This window comes from Ruminococcus sp. AF17-1AC (genome assembly GCF_003461385.1).
GTDB classification, from domain to species: Bacteria; Bacillota; Clostridia; order Oscillospirales; family Ruminococcaceae; genus Hominimerdicola; species Hominimerdicola aceti.
The window spans coordinates 44,982-65,626 of record NZ_QTWZ01000015.1 but is presented as its reverse complement, the minus strand read 5'-3'; the positions used below and the strand labels follow the sequence as shown (position 1 = coordinate 65,626).

General features: G+C 36.0%; 28 protein-coding genes and 3 pseudogenes. 28 read left to right on the top strand and 3 right to left on the bottom strand.

Translation table 11 applies throughout. The features are described 5' to 3' along the window. Positions 1 to 115: 115 nt before the first annotated feature. The 5 genes from DWW81_RS10185 to DWW81_RS10165 all read left to right on the top strand — a co-directional run bounded on the left by DWW81_RS10185 (position 116) and on the right by DWW81_RS10165 (position 4,217). A complete protein-coding gene (locus DWW81_RS10185) occupies positions 116 to 574 on the top strand; it encodes a hypothetical protein (RefSeq protein ID WP_147338986.1) in 459 nt (152 codons plus the stop codon). Positions 575 to 699: 125 nt separating this feature from the next. Beyond that, entirely contained in the window at positions 700 to 1,818 is a 1,119-nt protein-coding gene (locus tag DWW81_RS10180; protein ID WP_117896492.1) for a hypothetical protein, read from the top strand. Between the two features lie 11 nt (positions 1,819 to 1,829). Further along, entirely contained in the window at positions 1,830 to 2,693 is an 864-nt protein-coding gene (locus tag DWW81_RS10175) for a hypothetical protein (protein WP_117896491.1), read from the top strand. 3 nt (positions 2,694 to 2,696) lie between these two features. Further along, the gene (locus DWW81_RS10170; RefSeq protein WP_117896490.1) at positions 2,697 to 3,569 is read left to right on the top strand and encodes a hypothetical protein; all 873 of its coding nucleotides are present in this window, start codon (positions 2,697 to 2,699) and stop codon (positions 3,567 to 3,569) included. Between the two features lie 9 nt (positions 3,570 to 3,578). Then, on the top strand, positions 3,579 to 4,217 hold the full coding sequence (locus DWW81_RS10165; protein WP_117945384.1) for an ATP-binding cassette domain-containing protein: 639 nt from the start codon (positions 3,579 to 3,581) through the stop codon (positions 4,215 to 4,217). A gap of 130 nt (positions 4,218 to 4,347) precedes the next feature. On the opposite strand, the gene DWW81_RS13410 is transcribed toward DWW81_RS10165, so the two are convergent. After that, complete coding sequence (locus tag DWW81_RS13410) at positions 4,348 to 4,491, bottom strand: hypothetical protein (protein ID WP_207661179.1); 144 nt, start codon at positions 4,489 to 4,491, stop codon at positions 4,348 to 4,350. A 281-nt stretch (positions 4,492 to 4,772) separates the two neighbouring features. Between DWW81_RS13410 and DWW81_RS10160 the strand changes: the two genes are divergently transcribed. From DWW81_RS10160 to DWW81_RS10080, 20 genes and pseudogenes are all read left to right on the top strand, one after another. Continuing rightward, positions 4,773 to 5,819: a Fic family protein gene (locus DWW81_RS10160; protein ID WP_117898187.1), complete on the top strand. Its 1,047-nt coding sequence runs from the start codon at positions 4,773 to 4,775 to the stop codon at positions 5,817 to 5,819. Between the two features lie 88 nt (positions 5,820 to 5,907). Further along, positions 5,908 to 6,297 (top strand): annotated as a pseudogene (locus DWW81_RS13615) (polymorphic toxin-type HINT domain-containing protein); the annotation flags it as partial. Positions 6,298 to 6,303: 6 nt separating this feature from the next. Next, entirely contained in the window at positions 6,304 to 6,768 is a 465-nt protein-coding gene (locus DWW81_RS13610) for a hypothetical protein (protein WP_243004736.1), read from the top strand. 10 nt (positions 6,769 to 6,778) lie between these two features. Continuing rightward, positions 6,779 to 7,117, top strand: coding sequence for a hypothetical protein (locus DWW81_RS10150; protein WP_117878352.1), 339 nt, complete (start codon positions 6,779 to 6,781; stop codon positions 7,115 to 7,117). Positions 7,118 to 7,184: 67 nt separating this feature from the next. After that, entirely contained in the window at positions 7,185 to 8,294 is a 1,110-nt protein-coding gene (locus DWW81_RS10145; protein ID WP_117945382.1) for a polymorphic toxin-type HINT domain-containing protein, read from the top strand. Between the two features lie 11 nt (positions 8,295 to 8,305). Continuing rightward, positions 8,306 to 8,650 carry a hypothetical protein gene (locus tag DWW81_RS10140; protein ID WP_117897632.1) on the top strand — a complete coding sequence of 115 codons (345 nt, stop codon included), beginning with the start codon at positions 8,306 to 8,308 and terminating at the stop codon, positions 8,648 to 8,650. Between the two features lie 120 nt (positions 8,651 to 8,770). Further along, a pseudogene (locus DWW81_RS13715) lies at positions 8,771 to 9,565 on the top strand (polymorphic toxin-type HINT domain-containing protein); the annotation flags it as partial. Positions 9,566 to 9,585: 20 nt separating this feature from the next. Continuing rightward, positions 9,586 to 9,969, top strand: coding sequence for an Imm1 family immunity protein (locus DWW81_RS13710; protein WP_117859650.1), 384 nt, complete (start codon positions 9,586 to 9,588; stop codon positions 9,967 to 9,969). 56 nt (positions 9,970 to 10,025) lie between these two features. Beyond that, complete coding sequence (locus DWW81_RS13705) at positions 10,026 to 10,391, top strand: hypothetical protein (RefSeq protein WP_181982721.1); 366 nt, start codon at positions 10,026 to 10,028, stop codon at positions 10,389 to 10,391. 2 nt (positions 10,392 to 10,393) lie between these two features. Then, complete coding sequence (locus DWW81_RS10120; RefSeq protein WP_117897634.1) at positions 10,394 to 10,861, top strand: hypothetical protein; 468 nt, start codon at positions 10,394 to 10,396, stop codon at positions 10,859 to 10,861. Positions 10,862 to 10,931: 70 nt separating this feature from the next. Continuing rightward, positions 10,932 to 11,651 (top strand): annotated as a pseudogene (locus DWW81_RS13770) (polymorphic toxin-type HINT domain-containing protein); the annotation flags it as partial. A gap of 10 nt (positions 11,652 to 11,661) precedes the next feature. After that, positions 11,662 to 12,120: a hypothetical protein gene (locus DWW81_RS10110; protein ID WP_117897635.1), complete on the top strand. Its 459-nt coding sequence runs from the start codon at positions 11,662 to 11,664 to the stop codon at positions 12,118 to 12,120. 69 nt (positions 12,121 to 12,189) lie between these two features. Next, complete coding sequence (locus DWW81_RS13275; protein ID WP_181982720.1) at positions 12,190 to 12,342, top strand: hypothetical protein; 153 nt, start codon at positions 12,190 to 12,192, stop codon at positions 12,340 to 12,342. A 283-nt stretch (positions 12,343 to 12,625) separates the two neighbouring features. Beyond that, positions 12,626 to 13,099, top strand: coding sequence for a hypothetical protein (locus DWW81_RS10105; protein WP_117897636.1), 474 nt, complete (start codon positions 12,626 to 12,628; stop codon positions 13,097 to 13,099). A gap of 114 nt (positions 13,100 to 13,213) precedes the next feature. Continuing rightward, a complete protein-coding gene (locus DWW81_RS10100; RefSeq protein WP_147338985.1) occupies positions 13,214 to 13,684 on the top strand; it encodes a hypothetical protein in 471 nt (156 codons plus the stop codon). 150 nt (positions 13,685 to 13,834) lie between these two features. Further along, entirely contained in the window at positions 13,835 to 14,443 is a 609-nt protein-coding gene (locus DWW81_RS10095; RefSeq protein ID WP_117897638.1) for a hypothetical protein, read from the top strand. A gap of 22 nt (positions 14,444 to 14,465) precedes the next feature. Beyond that, positions 14,466 to 15,347, top strand: coding sequence for a leucine-rich repeat domain-containing protein (locus DWW81_RS10090; protein WP_117897639.1), 882 nt, complete (start codon positions 14,466 to 14,468; stop codon positions 15,345 to 15,347). Between the two features lie 131 nt (positions 15,348 to 15,478). Next, positions 15,479 to 15,961 carry a hypothetical protein gene (locus DWW81_RS10085; protein WP_046442056.1) on the top strand — a complete coding sequence of 161 codons (483 nt, stop codon included), beginning with the start codon at positions 15,479 to 15,481 and terminating at the stop codon, positions 15,959 to 15,961. Positions 15,962 to 16,190: 229 nt separating this feature from the next. Beyond that, positions 16,191 to 16,439, top strand: a complete 249-nt coding sequence (locus DWW81_RS13135) for a hypothetical protein (protein WP_147338984.1) — start codon at positions 16,191 to 16,193, stop codon at positions 16,437 to 16,439. A 3-nt stretch (positions 16,440 to 16,442) separates the two neighbouring features. Next, positions 16,443 to 16,844: a hypothetical protein gene (locus tag DWW81_RS10080; RefSeq protein ID WP_117897640.1), complete on the top strand. Its 402-nt coding sequence runs from the start codon at positions 16,443 to 16,445 to the stop codon at positions 16,842 to 16,844. 505 nt (positions 16,845 to 17,349) lie between these two features. Here DWW81_RS10080 and DWW81_RS10075 read toward each other — a convergent pair. Beyond that, positions 17,350 to 17,544 carry a hypothetical protein gene (locus DWW81_RS10075; RefSeq protein WP_117897641.1) on the bottom strand — a complete coding sequence of 65 codons (195 nt, stop codon included), beginning with the start codon at positions 17,542 to 17,544 and terminating at the stop codon, positions 17,350 to 17,352. Between the two features lie 195 nt (positions 17,545 to 17,739). Here DWW81_RS10075 and DWW81_RS10070 point away from each other — a divergent pair, with 195 nt between their 5' ends. Together DWW81_RS10070 and DWW81_RS10065 are read left to right on the top strand one after the other, a co-directional pair. After that, complete coding sequence (locus DWW81_RS10070; protein WP_117897642.1) at positions 17,740 to 18,318, top strand: hypothetical protein; 579 nt, start codon at positions 17,740 to 17,742, stop codon at positions 18,316 to 18,318. A 384-nt stretch (positions 18,319 to 18,702) separates the two neighbouring features. After that, positions 18,703 to 19,122 (top strand): hypothetical protein, encoded by a 420-nt coding sequence (locus DWW81_RS10065; RefSeq protein WP_117897643.1) that lies wholly within the window; start codon positions 18,703 to 18,705, stop codon positions 19,120 to 19,122. A gap of 232 nt (positions 19,123 to 19,354) precedes the next feature. On the opposite strand, the gene DWW81_RS10060 is transcribed toward DWW81_RS10065, so the two are convergent. Beyond that, positions 19,355 to 19,675 (bottom strand): hypothetical protein, encoded by a 321-nt coding sequence (locus DWW81_RS10060; RefSeq protein ID WP_147338983.1) that lies wholly within the window; start codon positions 19,673 to 19,675, stop codon positions 19,355 to 19,357. Positions 19,676 to 19,764: 89 nt separating this feature from the next. Here DWW81_RS10060 and DWW81_RS10055 point away from each other — a divergent pair, with 89 nt between their 5' ends. Further along, on the top strand, positions 19,765 to 20,640 hold the full coding sequence (locus DWW81_RS10055; RefSeq protein WP_117897645.1) for a hypothetical protein: 876 nt from the start codon (positions 19,765 to 19,767) through the stop codon (positions 20,638 to 20,640). Positions 20,641 to 20,645: the final 5 nt, after the last annotated feature.

Sequence of the window (20,645 nt, the reverse complement as noted above, 5' to 3'; positions counted from 1 at the left end):
TTTATAGTAGCACAGTGTCATGCTGAAAATACAATATAAGAAGAAAGGTTTGGTAAGTCCAATGAAGATGTAAATATTTATTATGCACAATTATTCATTGCAATAATTGTGTTATATGATGAAATTGAATTTATTTGCAACAAAACTTGAAGAAAATCACACCTATATTATGAAAAATATCGTTAAGAGAATCGCAGCTATGGGTGCTGCTGTTATGATGATGAGTTCTATGGCTATTGGGGCTAGTGCGGCAGATAGTTTCTCGTTCTATATTTCCAACACTGGATCTGTTACGTCAAAAGTTATTACTGCTGGAAATGCAGCTCAGGATGATTATGTTAGGGTCAACTACCGAATTGACAAAATTTCCAATGCTACATCCGTTTCATATAGAACAACGGTTGGAGGTACATATATTGCAAGTGAAATAATCTCGAGTAAAGGAAACCATACTACGAAACACACTAATGCGACATACATTGATAAAGGTGAACGTATTTTGTGCACAATGTCACTCAATCCAGCTCCGTCAGGTGTAGGTAGTCATGCTTCAGGATATGTTAGCGGTAAATAAAATTTAAACTAAGGCAATATCACTAACTATCTTTTTATGTGATATTGCCTTAAATTATACGATCAATTTAACAGCTTGATTTCTATACTACCTCGCAGCAATAACCCAAAAGAAAGGAATGACATATGAAAAATATCAGAAAAACAAAAGTATTATTGCCCGTGATGTTGGCGGCTGTGGCGCTGTCAGCTTGTGAAAATACTCCCGACAATATCAGAAGTAATAAGCATTCGGCTGAGGTGGACAGCGGCGAGGCTTATGTTTCGTCAGAGAATATTTATGACAGCTTTGATGCTGCATTTGAAAAAGAGTATACAAAATTCAAGCTGCCCGAAAAATCGGCGGTGAGCATTTGCAAGTCTGACGGTGTTTATGACTTGGAGCTTGCATATATCAATGCCGAAAATGATATGGACTGGCTGTCGTCAAAAGTGGAAGAGCTGCAAAGTGCCTTGGATATCAAGATCGATGGTAAGATCGAAACTGTGGAAGATCAGGCACAGCTCCAGGACGAACATAACAAACTTAAAATAACACGCTTTGCACAGCCTTATTGCTGTTGGGAGGCAAGCGAAAACGGCGTAAATACCGCAGACGCTGACGCCGATAATATGGAGCTTTTTTATCTCGACAGACCAACTTCTGAAAATGCTGACAGCGGACTTTTGTCTGCTGCGGACAAGGCAAAGACTTTGGCAGACACGTTCAGCAATGTGCTTGGAGAGGAGCTTGACAATGTGGTCAGTGACGGGTATATAATCACCACCGACAGCGGGGTTGGCTATGAGATCGAGATACAAAAGGCATATAAAGGTATCGGCATACAAAATGTTTTTTCCACGAATGCTGATGATACGCTGTTCGTGAAGGGAAATGCCCTTATGACCTATTCAATGCAGACTTATACCGATCTCGACGCAAACTTTGACCCCGAATATTACATAGGTTGTAACGCTTTCAAAGTGGCAAAGGCTGAGAAAATAGACAAAATGCTGTCGTTTAAGGGTGCTTGCAATCTGCTGGAAGAAAATCTTGCGGACAAGATAGATATACAGTTTGATGATGTCAAACTTATGTATGAACCTCGTGGCGAAAGTACCGAAGTCGGCGAAAGTGCAGATAATATACGCTGTACGCCAAAGTGGTATTTTATTATCGACGATAAACAGCCGACAGGTCTGCACGCAATAAATTATGTGACAGTTGACTGCGTTACGGGCGAGATATATGTGCTTATTCCATAGGGGGTGGGGCAATGAAAGCACTTAAGTGCGACCTTAACAAGAGTATGCTGAATATCGGATATGTCAGTGCGGTGCTGCTCACGACCCTGCTATGCTTTACCGCAAAGGCGTATACTGACCCAAACACGGCGAAGATATACACGGTGTTTGAGTGCATTGCAAAGCTTGACAAACAGCTTTTTGCTGATGATTATTCCTTCAGTTCCTATCTGATATTCGCAAAAGGTATGTCGGGATATATGGCAATGTTTCTGCCTATAATAGCGGCTTTTCCGTTTATGACGGCATTTTGTGCAGAGCGAAACGGCGGTTCAATGCGGTTCACCATAACCAGGACAGGCGGATTGAGATATTATCTGTCAAAATTCTGCTCAGCATTTTTGTGCGGCGGTTCAGCCGTTCTATTCGGACATATAATTTTCGGCGTTATCGTGCGGATAATATTTCCGCCATTGAGCCAATACGAACTTTCAGCAGATGATTTATCATTCGTGCTTGTGAACAATAAAGACGAGCTTATAGGCGTGTTAAGATATATGCTTTCAGCGTTTTTGTATGGAGCCATAAGCACAATGCCTGCGCTATTCATAAGCTCATTCTGCAAAAATCCATATCTTATAACCTGCGTGCCATTTATGGTAACATATATGTGGCAGATAGCTGTGCAGAAACTTATTGCAAATTCGATGATGAAAGAGGATTTTGACAGGGCAAGCATATTGGAGAATTTTTATCCCAACAGCATAATGAATTTGTCATATTACACAGCTTTTGCCGACACAAAATACATTCTGTTTTTCAATTTAGGGATAATACTTTTATCTGTGATAGGTTTTATAGTAATAATGAATATGCGGCTGGACAAAGGGGTGTAAGCAATGAAAAATTTTAGTTTAAAACAAGCCTTTTCCTGTGCGGCAACGGAATTTGTAAAGTGGGTCTGTGACGCACGAATGGTGATCGTTGCGGTGCTGCTCATATTCATAAACAATTTTGCAGTTTCTCCGCTGACCAACAATGCAGAGCTTATGGGTGAGCCGCTTAACATACTAGAGCCATTTATAGCGGTAGCAAATTCTGAGATACTGATACTTATAATCCCAATAGTTTTTCTGACCCTTATTGCTGACTATCCGAAAGTCGACACCAATACTGTGTTTTATATCGTGCGTATCGGCAGGGCGAACTGGTTTGTGGGGCAGATCTTGAAGCTTGTTTTTATGATAATATCATATCTTGCGGTAATATTTCTCGGCACAGTTTTGCCAATGCTTTCAAAGGGTTTTTGGTACAATGGCTGGAGCAATGTTGCCACGGGTTTTGTGAAAATGTTCCCCGACAGGCGAGGCGATTTCGGAGTTGAGCTGCTTCCAGAAAATCTCTACAATCAGCTTTCGGTATTTGAGGCGGCGGTAAAAAGCTATCTGCTCGTGGCGGCGTATTTGATGATAATAGGGCTGATACTGCTGGTGTTTTCACTATTCAAGCGCAAGACTATGGGCTTTATCATATGCGGCGGAATGATATCACTTGGAATGGCGTTCAGTGCTATAAGGACGAATCTTATGTGGACAATGCCAATGGCAAACTCAATAACTTGGCTGCATTACACAAAATATTTCAAAAAGCCAATAATGCCGATGAGCTTTTCTGTGATTTATCTGCTAGTACTTATTGCGGTTCTGCTGGTTTTCGGAGGGATAGCCATTGGTAAGTTTAATTATGATAATGTGACGGAGGTTGCAAGTTAGGGGGACAAAATGGATATCATCAATGTAAATGACGTATGCCTTACGCTTGGCAAAACAGAGATGCTAAAGCACATAAATGTGTCCTTTGAGGAGGGCAAAATACACGGACTTATCGGACGAAACGGCAGTGGAAAGACAATGCTGATGAAGTGCATATGCGGCTTTATCAAGCCCACGAGCGGTGAGATTATCGTTGACGGCAAGCAGTTGGGCAAGGACGTTGACTTCCCGAAAGATATGGGTATCATTATTGAAACACCTGGGTTTATACCGTATTACAGTGGATACAAGAATCTCAAACTTCTTGCGGGGCTGAACAACAAGATCGGCAAAGATGAGATAAAAAGCAGTATGAAACAGGTAGGACTTGATCCCGAACTAAAGCGACACGTCCGCAAATACAGTCTAGGTATGCGGCAGCGTTTGGGACTTGCACAAGCCATTATGGAAAACCCAAAGATGCTAATTCTTGACGAGCCTTTCAACGGTCTTGACAAGGACGGCGTTAAGGAAATGAGAAAGTATTTGCTCAGCTACAAAGAACAGGGAAAGACTATCCTTATTTGCTCACACTCGGCGGAGGATATTTCCGTGCTGTGCGATACTGTGCATGAAATGGATAAGGGAGTCATTGAGGGGGTAAGGTGACATAGACTGAGTAAGTATGGATTCGTACAAACAGATATCAGGAGCTGATATTGATAGGTTAAAATTAGGACTATTCTAAATAGGATAAGCTGCCACAGATTTTTCTGTAGCAGCTTATTTTTTGTTTATGCTATTCATTCTTGCGAAGATATCCGTCATCATCATATTTCTTAGCTATATGCTGTGCAGCTTGCCAATCGCCCCAATTGTCATATATTACAGCATGTTTTTTGAAAAAGTTTACATTTATCAACATGGAAGTTGAAATAGCCATATGAATTTACCAAATTCCATTAGCATCTATCACTGATAGGTGCTTTTTTCATAACCAAAACAAGAAATGTGGGGAACAATTTATGATATAAAATTACGAATATGTTCCCCAATGCTATAGATACAATAAGAGTCGAGAAACCGGCTCTTTTACACAGTAGAGGGATACTGTTGGATATATTCCCTTATTTCACACATAATATTAAGGACAAATTTGCTTATTCTATTGACATTTCCCTTATTTTATATTATAATTTAAGGGAAAATGATGGAGGTAAGGAAATGAGAAGTTTTAATTACTCTGCTTTTAAAGAACAAAAGTGGGATTCTGGTATTCTCGGACTTATAGCGGCCATATACAAAGAGGCTGGAAAACAGGAACAGTATCTGAAACAGCGTCCGCAAGAGATGGAGAAGCTTGTTGAGATAGCAAAAATTCAAAGTACCGAAGCTTCAAATGCGATAGAGGGTATCGTAACAACAAGCACGAGGATCAAACAGTTGGTCGAAGAAAAGACTACTCCTCGAAATCGTGACGAGCAGGAGATCGCAGGGTATAGAGACGTGCTGAACGTTATACACGAAAGCTTTGACGCTATTCCGATAACTCAGAACTATATTCTGCAGCTTCACAAAATGCTTTATAGTCATATGAACAATCCGCTTGCTGGCAGAACAAAAAGCGTGCAGAATTATATCAGTGCGGCTTACCCCGATGGACATACAGAAATACTGTTTACTCAGCTCGAGCCAAATAAAACATCTGAGGCACTTGACAGGATATGTGAAGAGTACAATCGTGTTATCGGTAATTTGGAGGTTGAGCCGCTTATAATTATCCCTATATTTATCCACGATTTTCTATGTATACACCCTTTTAATTACGGCAACGGAAGAATGAGCCGTCTGCTTACCACTCTTATGCTGTATCAGAATGGCTTTTACATTGGCAAATATATATCGCTCGAGGCAAAGATCTCTAAGAACAAAGATCTGTATTACAGTGCTCTGAGTCAGTCGCAGACGGGCTGGCACGAGGGCAAAGAGGATGCTTTGCCATTTATAAAGTACATTTTAGGCACGATACTTGCATCGTATAAAGATTTTGAAGAGCGTACCTCCCTTGTTCAAGAAAAACTGCCTGCACTTGAGATGGTCAGAATGGCAAGCAAAAGCAAAATAGGACGATTTAACAAGCAGGATATAAGGGAACTCTGTCCTACTCTCAGTGACAGTTCTATCGAAGGTGCACTAAGAAAACTTGTTGCCGCAGGAGAACTAAAAAAAGAGGGCAAGGGAAAGAGCACCTGCTATTTCAGATTAAATTAGATCAGAAGATGTTCTACACATCGCATGACTAGGTTTTGGCGGACTTGGAGCGGCAGGTGAATTTTTAGGTAATGCCAAGGCGGTTAGTTTGCTTGCCATAGAAACGATAAAGTCAGGAGATAAAGTCATTTCAACAGACCCTGAAACAATGGAAACTTCTCCGAAAACTGTTCTTGAAACCTACATAAGAGAGGTAACAACGCTTGTTCATCTCACTGTGAACGGTGAAGAAATCGTTACAACTGTTGACCACCCGTTCTATGTAAAAAATCAAGGCTTTATCAAAGCAGGAGAACTAATAGTTGGTGATGAACTCCTTGATGTAAACGGAAACATTCTTTTAGTTGAAAATTTTGCTATTGAGTTGACAGAGAAACCTGTTACAGTGTATAATTTTCAGGTGGAGGATTTCCATACTTATCATGTTGGTTGCTTTTATGTGTTGGTGCATAATGCTGATTATAATCAAACGCCTAAGGAAATAATGGCTGAGCGTACTAAGGGCTTGGACACTCGGGAACATCCCTCTAAATATAAGCAGATTAGTGCCAAAGAAAAGTCAAGGTTAGAATCTAAGGTTAGAGATAGAACAATAACTAAAGATGAGTATAAAAAGCTTGAATGGAATAAGAAAATTTCTGCTAAGCGGCAAGATGCAGTAAATGAATTTTGGGATCAAGAACAGATTAGGTTACAAAAGGGTGAGAATGGAACGCGTAATTGGTCTCCTCAACAGAAGGTTGATATCTTAAACGGCAAACGCCCTACTTACAATGGAAAAACCATACAAGGACATCATACGTACAGCGTTTCAAAATACTCACATTTGTCTGGAAACAGCGAAGTAATATATCCTGCTACTTTTAATGAACACTTAAAAGGTTGGCACGGTGGCAATTTCCGTAATAGTTTGCCAGGAGAACCCATTAAAACAATAATTGATTTTTAAGGAGATTACTATGAGAACTGTAGGCTTAAAACTGGAGAGTTCAGTATTCACAGCTACTATGGCTAAAATTATACGTAAATATCAAGAACTACCCATTTCACAAATCAAACAAATTGTTTCAAACAACGATTATGTGTATAAGTGTGATATTATACGTGCGAACGGAATAAAGACACTTTTACACGTTAAAAAAGATTTGTCCAAAGAAGGAATAAATAGCTATATCTATGTAGAGGGAAAGCTAACAAGTGAAGAATATCTGAATAATTTACTTGTATCATACAAGCAGACAGAAGAGCAAGTTGAGGAAGAAATGGACAGAGAAGCATTATTAGAAGATGATGAGTAAATCTAGTTTTATTCATGACCTTAAGCTTTATTATTGAACGCAAATCAGTGGAGCTATCACATTTGTAATGGGAGGCTTTGATACTCTCGCATTAGGTTCAAAGATATTGTTTGGTGACAACTGGTTTAGTGACTTTAATGCGGCTTTGCATGAGAGTTCTATATACAATGTAGCTCAGACGACTATAGCAAGTGTAGCTGTTTTTACCGGCGGAATGAACAGCGGATTTAACAAGGCAGCTAACAGTGCAGGAGTTAAACCGTCATGTTTTGTGGCGGGAACGCTTGTCATGGCGGTTGTCGGAATGGTTGCTATAGAAACGATAAAGTCAGGAGATAAAGTCATTTCAACAGACCCTGAAACAATGGAAACTTCTCCGAAAACTGTTCTTGAAACCTACATAAGAGAGGTAACAACGCTTGTTCATCTCACTGTGAACAATGAAGAAATCGTTACAACTGTTGACCACCCGTTCTATGTAAAAAATCAAGGCATTATCAAAGCAGGAGAACTAATAGTTGGTGATGAACTTCTTGATGTAAACGGAAATGTTCTTTTAGTTGAAAATTTTGATGTCGAGTTGACAGAGAAACCTGTTAAGGTGTATAATTTTCAGGTGGAGGTTTTTCATACATATCACGTTAGCGGATTAGGTGTATTGGTACATAATGCAGAAAAATATGGTAACGGTCATTATGATAATAATCCTAGTGATAATCCCAAAGTATTAGCTGATGCTGAAGAAGATCCCAATGCAGTGTATGGCTATAAACCCAAAAAAGATGGCAGTTTGAAAAATTTCGCTAATGAGGATTGGTCAGATCCGGAATTTGTTGAAAGTGCAAGGCAAAAAAGAATTCAGTATATTGAAGATGATAGATCAATATGCGATTTAGTTTCTGATATGAAAAATAAAGGATGTTCTACAGAAGAAATAGCACATTCAATTTGTGATTATCGTAATCAAACAAGGTTAAATTCCTATCTCGATTTAGATGGAAATATTATAAATGAAAATGGATATAATGCTGCTTTAGAACGTATGCAAACTAGGTCTTATGATGCGTTAATTTCTAGTGGCAAGACACCAGAACAAATTATCAGTTCATCGATGAGAACAAATCCGGCAATGGATGCATGTGTAGGACTTTATGATGAAAATTTTAATAGTTATTAAGGAGTAATCATATGTACAAAATTGAAAAGAAAGAAAACTATGAGATTTATGCTTTTGACGAAATTGATTTAAGGATAAAGATTGTTGATAATAATTTATTAAAGAATGTATATATTAATTATAAAGGTTATAATCCATTATTTACAATGCTTTTAGGTGAGTTTTCTGCGGATTGCGAAATAGATTCAATACATTTTGATGTTAAAAGTGAGAATAGTAGACAAAATAATACCCTTTACGCAATTGTACAAAAAGAAGTTTTAGAGCTTTTTATTAAAGACATATATTTTTTTATAATAGAAAATAAGATAGAGCAAAAGCTTAATGAAAGAGATAAATCAATTTGGTATTTTTAACTAATTGAATGAAGAAATTTACAATTTGCACAGATTAGCATAGCCGGTGTTGCCGTATTTACAGGCGGAATGAATAAAGGCTTTAACAGTGCGGTAAATAAAGCAGGCGTTAAGCCGTCTTGTTTTGTTGCTGGAACTCTTGTCATGGCTGTAGCAGGAATGGTTGCCATAGAAAAGATAAAGTCAGGAGATAAAGTTATTTCAACAGACCCAGAAACATTTGAAACCGCTGAAAAAAGAGTACTTGAAACCTACATAAGAGAAGATTCTAAGCTTATTCATTTGGTGATCAACGGCGAAGAGATCATTACGACTGAAACGCACCCGTTCTATGTAAAAAATCAAGGCTTTATCAAAGCAGGAGAACTAATAGTTGGTGATGAACTTCTTGATGTAAACGGAAATGTTCTTTTAGTTGAAAATTTTGATGTTGAGTTGACAGACGAACCCACTACGGTGTATAATTTTCAGGTGGAGGATTTCCATACTTATCATGTTGGCAAGTGTAGACTGCTTGTACATAATGCAAATTGTAATCAAGAAAAGCCTGTGCTTCCAAAATATGATGGAAAAACAACAGAGGGCGTTATGGTAACTCCAGATGGAAAGCAAATTTCTTTTAAATCAGGAAATAGTTCGACACCTTCATATCCTCAATATAAAGCACAATCAGCAAGTCATGTTGAAGGAAAAGCTGCTTTATACATGAGAGAAAATGGTATAAATGAAGCAACTGTATTTCATAATAACCCTAATGGAACTTGTGGATTCTGCGATAGACAAGTTCCAGCTCTACTTCCAAAAGGCGCTAAATTAACCGTGGTACCTCCAAGTAATTCGGTTGCAAATAATGTTCGTGCTATCCCAGTTCCAAAGACATACATTGGAAATAGCACTGTTCCGAAAATCAAATAAGAAAGGAATAAGGTAATCAAATGAAAATAAAACATTTTGGAGGAATTGAATATGCAAATAATATTTCTGAATTTTCAGAAATATTACAAAAAAAATATGGTGATGGTGTCAACGAGTTTTGGATTACTAATAATACTCAAGAGAATCCTTGCTTAGTGGTATTAGTAAACAAAGAAATGGCGAATCTCACCTATTTTCCAGACGAGGAGTCACTCGGTTTTCAGTCAGTTGGTTGCCAGACAAATCAGAAAAATGACTATTGTATTTTTTATACTAATACGCCTGAAGAAGAGATTGAAATCAGAAGAGATTCAATTATCTCAGTAGATAAAGCTTTCGAGGCAGCCAAAAAATTTTTTTATAAACGTGAAATGCCAGATAATATTGAATGGACTGAAAATTAAAGGTTTATAATTTTGAGGTAGAAGATTTTCATACATATCACGTTAGTGGTTTTAGCGTGTTGGTACATAATGCAAGTAATGAATATAAAACAAAGACTGTCCGTACCGCCAAGGGAGAAGAAAAAATTCCCATTGTTGATAAACCAGGCTCTCCTTCTTGGAAACAAGCAGTTAAAGAATTAAGATCTGCTAGAAAAAAAGGAAACAATTATATTGCTTCAAATAGACAGCAAGCGGAACAACTTATAAATGAAGCAATGCCTGATTTGCCTAAAGCAGAAACATATGCAACAAATGCACCAAAATCTAATTATCAAATTCACCCTATTGATAATGAATATAACATGCCACATATTTGTTATCATGATTGGGCAAAGGGAAAACATAATGGCTCTGCAGGACATATATTTTGGGAGGAATAGATATGGATATAAAAGAATTTAAATATGCTTGGAGATATACAAGCGAAAATTATGCGCTATTCTCTCCAAAGCAGCTATCAGAAATGAATGTTGTTAATGAAAACAAAGCAGTTAAAATTTGGAATAGTATATGCGATAATGAAATACTTCAAAAAAGTTCATATGTTCAAATGATGATTGATCATAAACTGACTGTTTTCATAGGTGACTGTGGTTGGGGCGATGAATCAATGGAGAGAGTAACTCAACAAAAATTAATGAGTTTATTCGAAAAAAGTATTTCAGACAAAGTAACATTGTTATATGATCATACTTCAGCAATAAGCATTACAGCATCTATTTTTTGTGAAAAATGGTCGGATTTTTGTTATCCTTCAGATGTGCTTCTTATTGTAAATAACAATATTGTTCTATTGTATTATGAAGATACATTATACGGACCTTTAGAACCCTTTGAAAATATAATATAATTACTATTTACAGAACATTTTTATCAACGATTTTGCAGGTACACCGATTTGAACTGTAAGTGTACTTGCTTCAACTGAAACGCACCCTTTTTATGTACAAAGTAGAGGGTTTGTTGAGGCTGGTAAGCTACTTGTTGGTGATGAACTCCTTGATGTAAACGGAAATGTTCTTTTAGTTGAAAATTTTGATGTTGATTTGACAGATGAGCCTGTTACGGTGTATAATTTTCAAGTGGAGGCTTTCCACACTTATTATGTTGGTGAGAATGGAGTTTGGGTTCATAATTCGAATTGTAAGCTGATAAAAAATGATGACGGCGCATATGATGCAGAGCTATCATATAAAGAGGATTGGACACCAGGGCAACGAGCAGAAACTGATGCAAAATGTAGAGCTTTATCTGTAGTTGACCCCGTAAAAACTAACATGAAAAATCTTGATGTAGATTTGGACAAATTCCTTAGTGGCAATATGAACTCAAAGGAAAAGAAGAACTTTGATGAAATTCTAAGAAGTATAAATTTTAAAAATGCTGAAGCTGGATTGCCGAATGGCAAGACTAAATCAGTATTAGAGGAAGAATTAGGATATATGTTAACCATTCATGAAGATATAAGCACAAAAAAATGTTATTTTGTTCCTGCTGAAATTCATGCAAACATAAATCATAATGGAGGAATAGCTAATTATAAATTCAATATACAGGGAATTGCCGATAAATTAGGTGATTTATTTAAAAAATCTGGATTTGGAATGCCAAGATTAGTGTATGATATGTCAAAAGGATAGGTGAGTATATTTGTTTATAAATAAGAGAAAGAAAATTATCAATTCTGTTTTTGGAGAATTGGAGTATAGGAATTTAATGTATCATGGTAAAACCCAGATAACATTATGGGATAAAACATTCGATATTAAAGTTTTTCCTGTCACAAATTCGAAATCAAAAGAAATAACGCCAAAACAAGAGCGTGCTTATGAATATTTTTTGAAAAACACCAAAGACATCCAAAAGAAAATAGAAGGATTTCTAAAAAAAATTTGTGAAACCCAAGATACAAATTTGATATTAACAAGATATGAGCCATATGAGTTGATTTTTGATTTAAATGGAGGATTCGGTTTAGAAATAATTGATAATGTTACTGATGATGAATATGATTCGGATCTTGTTATAATTATACTTCCCGATTTAGGAATAGATACAAGCGATCATTATTTAAGCAATGCTATTTGTGATGATTATATTGGTGATTAGCAATTATGGAATTAATAGAAAGTATAGAAAACTATCTATTCCCATAAATAATTTTGTAGGAGAAATATCATGAATGTAGAAGGAATTATTGCTGATTCACATTTTGCATTCATAAACAGCCAAAACAACGAATCTCTTCATTTAGCAAACGAGGCAATTAGGCTTGCTCCAAAAAATCCTTACGCTTATCAATGTGCAGGAGATGCGTATATGTCTTTGTGACAAAAATTACAATGTAATTGTATGCACATTATAATTATACTATTAGGAGTTGTAGTAAAATACAACTGTATAAACTCTGACTATTATTGAGAGCAATGACGATTTTTACGACGAGTACTACTACATGAAGCCCGAATGTGAAAAAAGCCGTTGGGAGAAATTCAAAGACGGCTGCAAAAAGGTCGGCGAGTGGTGCAAGGAGCATTGGTAAGAGATTCTCATCACAGTAACAATTGTAATAGGAGCAGTATTAGCTATAGTTGCTGTTGTTGCCACTGGCGGAATGGCTCTTGTGCCATTATTAACCACTGTGCTTACAACGTTTGGAGTTTCTGCAGGCCTTGCTACAACAATTGCAACGATAACTAGTCTTTCTGTTGCCTCAATAGCGATACTTTCAACTCTTGGTTCAAGTACATTAAATATAATTGACACATGGTGGAATATTGATAATTCAGTTTTTAATACATTTCAAAATATATTAAATTGGACAAGTACAATATCGAATTGTTTTTATTCCATTGGTTCTATTTATAGTAGTGTAAAAGGAATTTCAAATGCTGATTTAAGAAATTATGGAAAGCAATGGACAACTAATCCTCAATTTCGTTCAGCCATAAGCGGTGCAAGTGAATATAATTTCACACTTAAATCTGATTCGTCAACTTTCTGGTCTGGAATTGGAGATGAGGGTATATGTAACGGAGATCAAATAGCGGCAAATTGTGCGGATAAAATGGGAAGATCTACTTTGTAAACAACTCTTTCATCGAAGGGTATTGAACTTCCAAATTGGGATGTTTCCAATCCTTCTACAATAAGCGCATGGAATAGTGCTTCTTCCTCCTACACAATGCATTCTTCAGGGAATGTGGAAGCGTTACTCGGAAATACTATTCGACCAACCAGTGTATGGAATGTCTTTGAACGTACTATTTTAAGAATAAATCCTAATGTAGGAAATATCACAATATATACGCCTACTGCAGTTAATGTGATTACGCATACTACTCAGGTTGGTTCATTAATAAGGAGTTTGTTTATAGGAACTTCTCAAACGGGAATATTATTAAATGATTGGAATAAAAAAATGAAAGAAATTAAAATTACAGGTACGAAATGGTATGTCGATATTGAGTACAAAGAGAATATCGCAAGATTTGGTGGGGAAATGTGCATAGATGGTTTTTATGCAACAGTAAATAGTATATCTTGGATAAAACATCAAGGATATATCGAGAAGAATGAATTGACTGAACTTATCAAAGCGGTGCGAAAGCAAAATAAGAATAGTTCATTCAAAATTGAGTTTGTAAATGATGATGAAAGCGAATGTAAATAATATTTGCTGGATTTTTACCGGGTAAAGGAGTGGTTTATGAGATACAATAATGAAGTATTTGTAAAATATAGAATAGATAAAAATTCTATTGTTTTTTGGGCTTCGGACATTAATGAAAATATTTCCGATGTTGTGACTATTGACTAAAATGTGGCTGATGCTATTGATTTTGCAATTGCTCTAAATGTGCAACATGGTTCTAATTATGAGAATATTGAATTACATTTTGGATTCTCACGAGAAGAGGGAAATCTTTTTAATGGGGAAAATCCTCCAACTGTTGAAGAGTTTAAAAGGAGAGCAAATGAATTGGGTTCGGAGGTTATGAAAGATTTTGTTCATGAGGCATTACAGTATGTTGAATTTAACGATAATTTAGACATTGTGGATTTTGCTAATGGAAGTACAGATAGAATGATATCCTATAGTGGAGATATTATTTCGACAAGGTATGACGATCAGGATTTTTTATCTGATATTGATCCGAATAATATACAGTATAAATTTGAGAACAGTAACAGTAATTTTCTGAAAGTTCAACAGGAATATAATAAGGCTGTAATGGATGGCAGAATCGATCCTAAATCGGAGTTCATATCAAATAATGGTGGTATTGATCAAATTCGCAATAATATAAATTACGATGTTAAATCTACTTTGGGTGCTTATATTGATGGTGAATTTGTAGGAGAAAAAAAGAAGAGAGCCGATAAATATAAACAGCATATTGATGCCTTTATAACATTTTTGCAAGATTAACGTAATGAGGGATTTGTTTATAATGAAACATAAAACTATATTTTCTACGATGATAATTATTACTTGTATTCTTATAATATTTTTTGCTATTGTAATAGGTTTCGGAATATGGTTCTTAAACAGTGATAATGAAACAGAAGCTGATTTACAGTGGAAACGAAAAACCATTAACGACTGTATTAATCAAACAAGTCAGAATTATGATGAGATACGTGAGTTGGTTTGTGATCCGGGTTCTGATGTTGCACTTTTGGGACACGATTATGATTTGCTCAGCAAATTAACGAATCTTGAAACAATTACTATTGTCGGAATCAGTGACGCTTCAGATGCACAGAATTTTTTTGAAGAGTTAACTAAACTAAAAAAATTAACTTCTGTTAATATTGTAGATTCACCTATTGGTTCAATAAGAAAGCTGGCAGATATCAGAAGTCTATCAAGTTTATGCATTAGATCTAATCCTTATGGGGGTGCTCGTTTTAAAATTGACGATATTGACTTGCTCGGAACAGAGGGAAGCTTCAAGAATTTAAAATCGTTGGAATTATACGATGTTCAAATTGAAACCTTACCGGATTTATCCGAATTAACGGAATTGAAATCACTTTCAATTTCAGGAGCTGATTTTACCAAGCTGGATGATGAAAGTGTTAATTGGGAGAATATTGTATCCCTCAATATAAATTCTACGAATATACACTCAATTGATAAAGAAATTATAAATAAACTTTATAATCTAAAAGCTTTAGATGTTTCTTATTGTAATATTACAGACATAAGCTTTGTGTTAAACTTACCAAAATTAGAAGAGTTCTCATATTTAGGCCATGATACTCATGGAATTGATTTGAAATGCTTAAATGAACATCCAAATTATGATGAAGCTTGGATGAAAGATTAAATTTGATATTTTTAGCAGATATTTCAAAACTCTTCGCAATGGTCTTGTGGGTGGATATATAGAAGGTTTTTTTGAGAATATTGGTCAAGGCGGAATTGATGCAATAAAAGATTAAAGGAGTGAACTGTTGATTGAGAACTAAAAACAATTATTTTGAGATTAGACATAATGGATATGTCTTACTGTTTTTAGTAGCCGTACTTTTTTCTTTTGTAATTATACTTGAAATAATTGATTTTGTTGAACACTCTTTTAAAGCAAATTGGTTTATGTATATAGGATTACTTGTTTTTTGTGTTTTGCTTTCTTTTCCTGTATTATTCACTACTCTGAAAATTAAAGTACGAAAAGATGAAATAATGGTTGTTAAAACCTGCGGTATCCGAATAAAAATAACAACTGATGAGATAAAAAAAGTTACTATTATAAAACCGGATACAGTTGATCAAAAAACCAATATTGTTACACGAATAAAAGTATATGCGGGTATACGAAAGTTTTACGTAGACAGCAAAATGAAAAATTATGATAAATTCTTGTATTTCATAACAGAAAATGTTGATGACCAAATAATAGAATATAAGGTTAATTGGATTACAAAATCTAGATCTTAAAAATTGTAATCAGCGTTTGCAATGTTGACGATGTAATTAGTTCTATAAAAGCGTCTACACAGACTCAGGAAAATAAGATCGACGCTCTTGATAATCTCAAAAAAGATGTAAATGAGTTTGTTTCTGATGTTGTGATTATTGACCAAAATGCGGCTGATGTTATTAATAAGAGCAAGAATGACTTTTAGAAAAATATGAATACTTAAAACCGAACTGTGAAAAAAGCTGGTTGGAAGAGAAATGGGATAGTGCTTGTGAGTGGTGCAAGGAGCATTGGAAAGAGATTCTCATCACAGTAACAATTGTAATAGGAGCAGTATTAGCTATAGCAATGGTAACAAGTGTTTCAAAGCTAGCTAATTTTGGAACTAGCAATCAATTATTAATTAACATTCCAAGAACTTTTGAATTTACATCAGGTTTATCAGGCCTATTTTCATTAAATGGAAGCATCATCAATTGGTTAAAGGAGAAGTGATAATTGAAAATGCATATGGAATTTGTAACAGTAGGCAAAGCAAGTAGCGATAAAATTCATGTAAAATATAATGATAAAATAGCAACATTTCATGGAGAAATAGGAATAGATTATTTTTTGGTGCTTGCTAATAAAATAGAGTGGTATCCAAATAAAAAAGCAACAATTAATGAAAAAATAGAATTGATGACTATAGCAAACAAAACCTTTTTGGGTGAGAAACGGTTATATTTTATAGCAGATGATGCAATATGGTTTGATTGGAAAGGTTCTCCATTAATTGTTATAGAAAATAATATTATAAAATCAATAAAAATATCATGTGTTTGTGAAGTACTAGCTGAAGTTGATGAGTTTAACGATATTTCCGATTTTTGTTATCTAAAAAATATATTGCTGAATTAAAAAAAGCAAAGAAACTTTGTAAAAAACACTCCATTAATAAGTATGATGGTTATGGACATAAAAAATTTTATTATAAGTGTACAAAATGTAGAAGTGTTTGGGCTTTAACAGAACCTGACGGCAATTTTAACGGAAGATTGGAAAAACTATAGGTTTATAGCTTTAGACACGATAAAATATATGATCAATTATATTTCCAATCAAAAGTGTGGAATTGAAAAAATAAGCAGTAAAATAGCGGAATATATTTTACGTTTTGATAGTGCTGATAAGAGTAAGTACGTTTTTTTTACGATAAGTATGAATACTTAAAACCGGATATTGAGGATGGAGAATGGCGAGATCATGTATGAGGCTTTCAGAGATGCGACTGACAGAACTGCAGGGTGGTCATTCTCAGATGAGACTTACATAGCAACATTAGACTGGAAGGAGAAACAATAAATTCAAAAAAAAGTTATCAGTTTTAATAATAAATATGAATATATTTTAGAAAATGAATAGATTAAAGGCAAGGAATTAAATAACAAATGAGCAGCGAAATAATCGGAACCAAATTCAAGTACACGGTATTAACATTGACACCTTTTTCTTCACACCATTTATGCACTGTAAGTCCGCTACTTTTCTGTGCCTGGATTTGGGCTGACCATTCGGTCAGGCGAAATTCGTTCTTTACCGTTGCGATCGTTGTTTTCATTATCTTTATCTCCACATCTAATTTGGTCTAAGCAGCTCTATAGACTTTTTTGGGATTGGGTAATTTACTCTATGGAGTTGCTTGAAGTTTATTATACTTCTTTAGTCATCGGTGGGGTAGATGCGGAGGGTTTGACGGTTACATTCAAATTCACGGCGTCAATGATAGATGATATTTTAGAAGATGTCCCCGTGATTGATACAAATAGATATACTTGATGTAAAAATAGAAAATGTTTATTCGTCGTTTGGTGGGAAAGGAAATGTTATGAAATTAGATAAACAAATTACAAATGAAGAGCTGCTTGAACTTACAAAAAAAGCATTTGAAAATAACGAGGTTGCTGAGTTCCTTTGCGGAGAGAAAGGATATGCTTGTCCTATAAGTCATTTTGTTCCAGCAAATGTACCAACGGATTTTAGTAGAATTATAGATTTTGGAGTATACAAACTTTATGAGGAAACTAAAAATGAAAAAATTGTTGCCAAATTCGAAGAAGCCATATTGTATCTTCTTGATTGCGATCCAGCAAAGAATTGGATAGCGTTTATGGTATGTTGGAATCAAATTAGGAATGAAAAAAGACACGAAGCACCATTTAAATTCATTAATCAAGAGTTAATTGAGAAATTGAAGGAAACGCTATTAAAACACGAAAAGGAGCTTCGTGTTTGTAAGGAATGGCAAGGTTGGAATGAAGAGAATGGGCTTTGGCAGGAAATTACAAGAATTAATAACATTGCAACTAAAAATTATGGGTTGAGTATATTATGAATATAGACGAAATATTTAGTAAAGGTGCATCTTATCTAATATCTGAAAAAGGTTAAGAAGACTATATTTCAGGCAAAGATGGTTACATTGGGACGTCCTGTTGGAGATGATACTGTTGTTTGGGTTGCACCAAGTGCCGAAATTGATGAAGCTATAATTAAAACCAAATCCGGATGTTAACCCTAATATAGGAGAAATTGGCAACACGAATTCAATAAATGAAATCCCAACCAAACAATTAAATAATCTATATAATTCATTAGGAAGAGATTCTGAGTGCTTACGTTTCATTCATTGTATTTACTATACAAGCGCAGCAAGAGCTTTCATATGGGTTCTCTTTAAAATACCCTTAAATACTTTTATTATTGTGAGGTTTAGATTATGGCATTTGTTAATGAAAAGCTGACTCCAACGCAAAGAGAGGAACTGGCTAAGAAAAAGATTAAGAACCCATACGGAAGCTTTAGGGACACGACAGAAGGTATCATGCCCCTGTACTTAACTATTGACAAAAATTCTGAAACATGGTTAGCACATTGCTATAACCATCATGACACGAATAATGATATAGAGGAATTTATCTTTATGTATAAATCAAATCCGATACCTGTTCAAGCAATAAAGAGTATTCATGAACAACAAGTTTGTTGGAAAATAACACGTATTGATTTCCCGAAAGGATTGCTAAAAGATAAAGAACACCTTCAAATTTTGTTAACTGACGCGTTCAAAGCTTACAACATATCCGGATGGCCTGGCGAAGAAAGTGGACAGGCTAAGGTAATATATGGCTATGAGTAAGGATGTGTATTGTAATGTTGACGTTATTGGAAGCATTAGATGAGCTCAATTCAAAATCAGAAAGTGAACTTACGCTTGATTATCTTGAAGAACTTGCTAAAAAAGTATCTATCTAACCTGTGCCTCATTTAACGATTAAAGGCTCTGAGATGACCTAAAATTGGTCTTATCAGAGCCTTTTCACTTTTTACCTTTATATTTTTTAACGAAAGGTTGTTCTAGGGGTGTGCATTTATTCTGGCAGCAGGACGCAGGCACAGAAACCGGGTTCGGGCTGATAGCAATATATGGTGAGGTCTTTCCCAATCTCAGGGCTAAAATCCTTCAGCGTGTGCTTTGTGCCGTTGAGTGCTACATCTGCGTAAGATACCAGCCATTTTCGGTCTCCGTTGCGAAATACTTCATAAAAAGACCGATTCAGCATTTCTTCCACTGTCACACCCTCAACTACCGCCATCTCCTTGTTGCAGTAGCGGAAAATAAAGTCAACACCGTGACCATCTTCATCGAATACAAGTTCGATAACGCAGTAAGCCAGAGGCATTTCGTCCATAATACTGCACTTCTCGTAGAAACCCAACGGCGGGTCGAATTCCTCCTTAGGCGACGGAACGTCTAGCCCAAGCTCCTTACGCAGCCGATGTGGATGGGCTGAATGGCAGCTTTGACAAGACCGAGTTTGATCTTGCTTCTGCAGAGAATACAACAATTGAAAATGCCCCAACAGACACAACTGCTTTTGGCATTTCCGGAGGTGCGATCACAAAAGATCAGAAGATCGGAACTATTACAGTAAAGATCACCTCAGATACCTCAGACACCACTATGGTGAAAAATTTGGAGGATCTGCGCAGCGTGTTTGAAAATGGCGGCAAGGCAAAGCTAAACAACGATCTTAACGGAGCGTACGAGATGCTGACGCTTTCGTCAGGAAAAGATCTGGAGTTTGATCTGAACAGAAAGACGCTGAGCGTCGAATCTATTTCACTCTCAAATGATGGCAACGAAACGCTGACGCTGCGCAACGGTACTATCGGTTGTTATGTGCAGATGAATGGAAGAGCTGAACAACATCTGATCGTTGACAATTGTACTCTGAATGGGTTGGGCGACAATAATAATTACTCAGATGTGACCTTGAGAGATTGTGTCATCACGAAAGATTGCTTTACCAGCTATGGCGGCATCTGGAAATTCGAGGGAGTCAATAATATTACCGGAACAATGAAAGTTACGAAAGATGTCACCATTTCCGGCGACTTTACGTTAGGGACGCTTAAAGTTCCCATGGTTACTACCGGTACGCCGACCTTAAAACTGTCGGGTAATATTCGGATAGGCAAATTCTCCTTTGATAGTGTTTATAGAGAAGAGGCAAAGATCATCTGCGGTGTGGGTACATATAACTTTAAGCCGGATGAATATGAAACAGGCAGATATGGCGGTATTCAACTAGCAGAGGGATGCACCGTCAGCGGACCTGATGAGAACGGCATTTACACCGTTACAGCGGAATAAGGAGG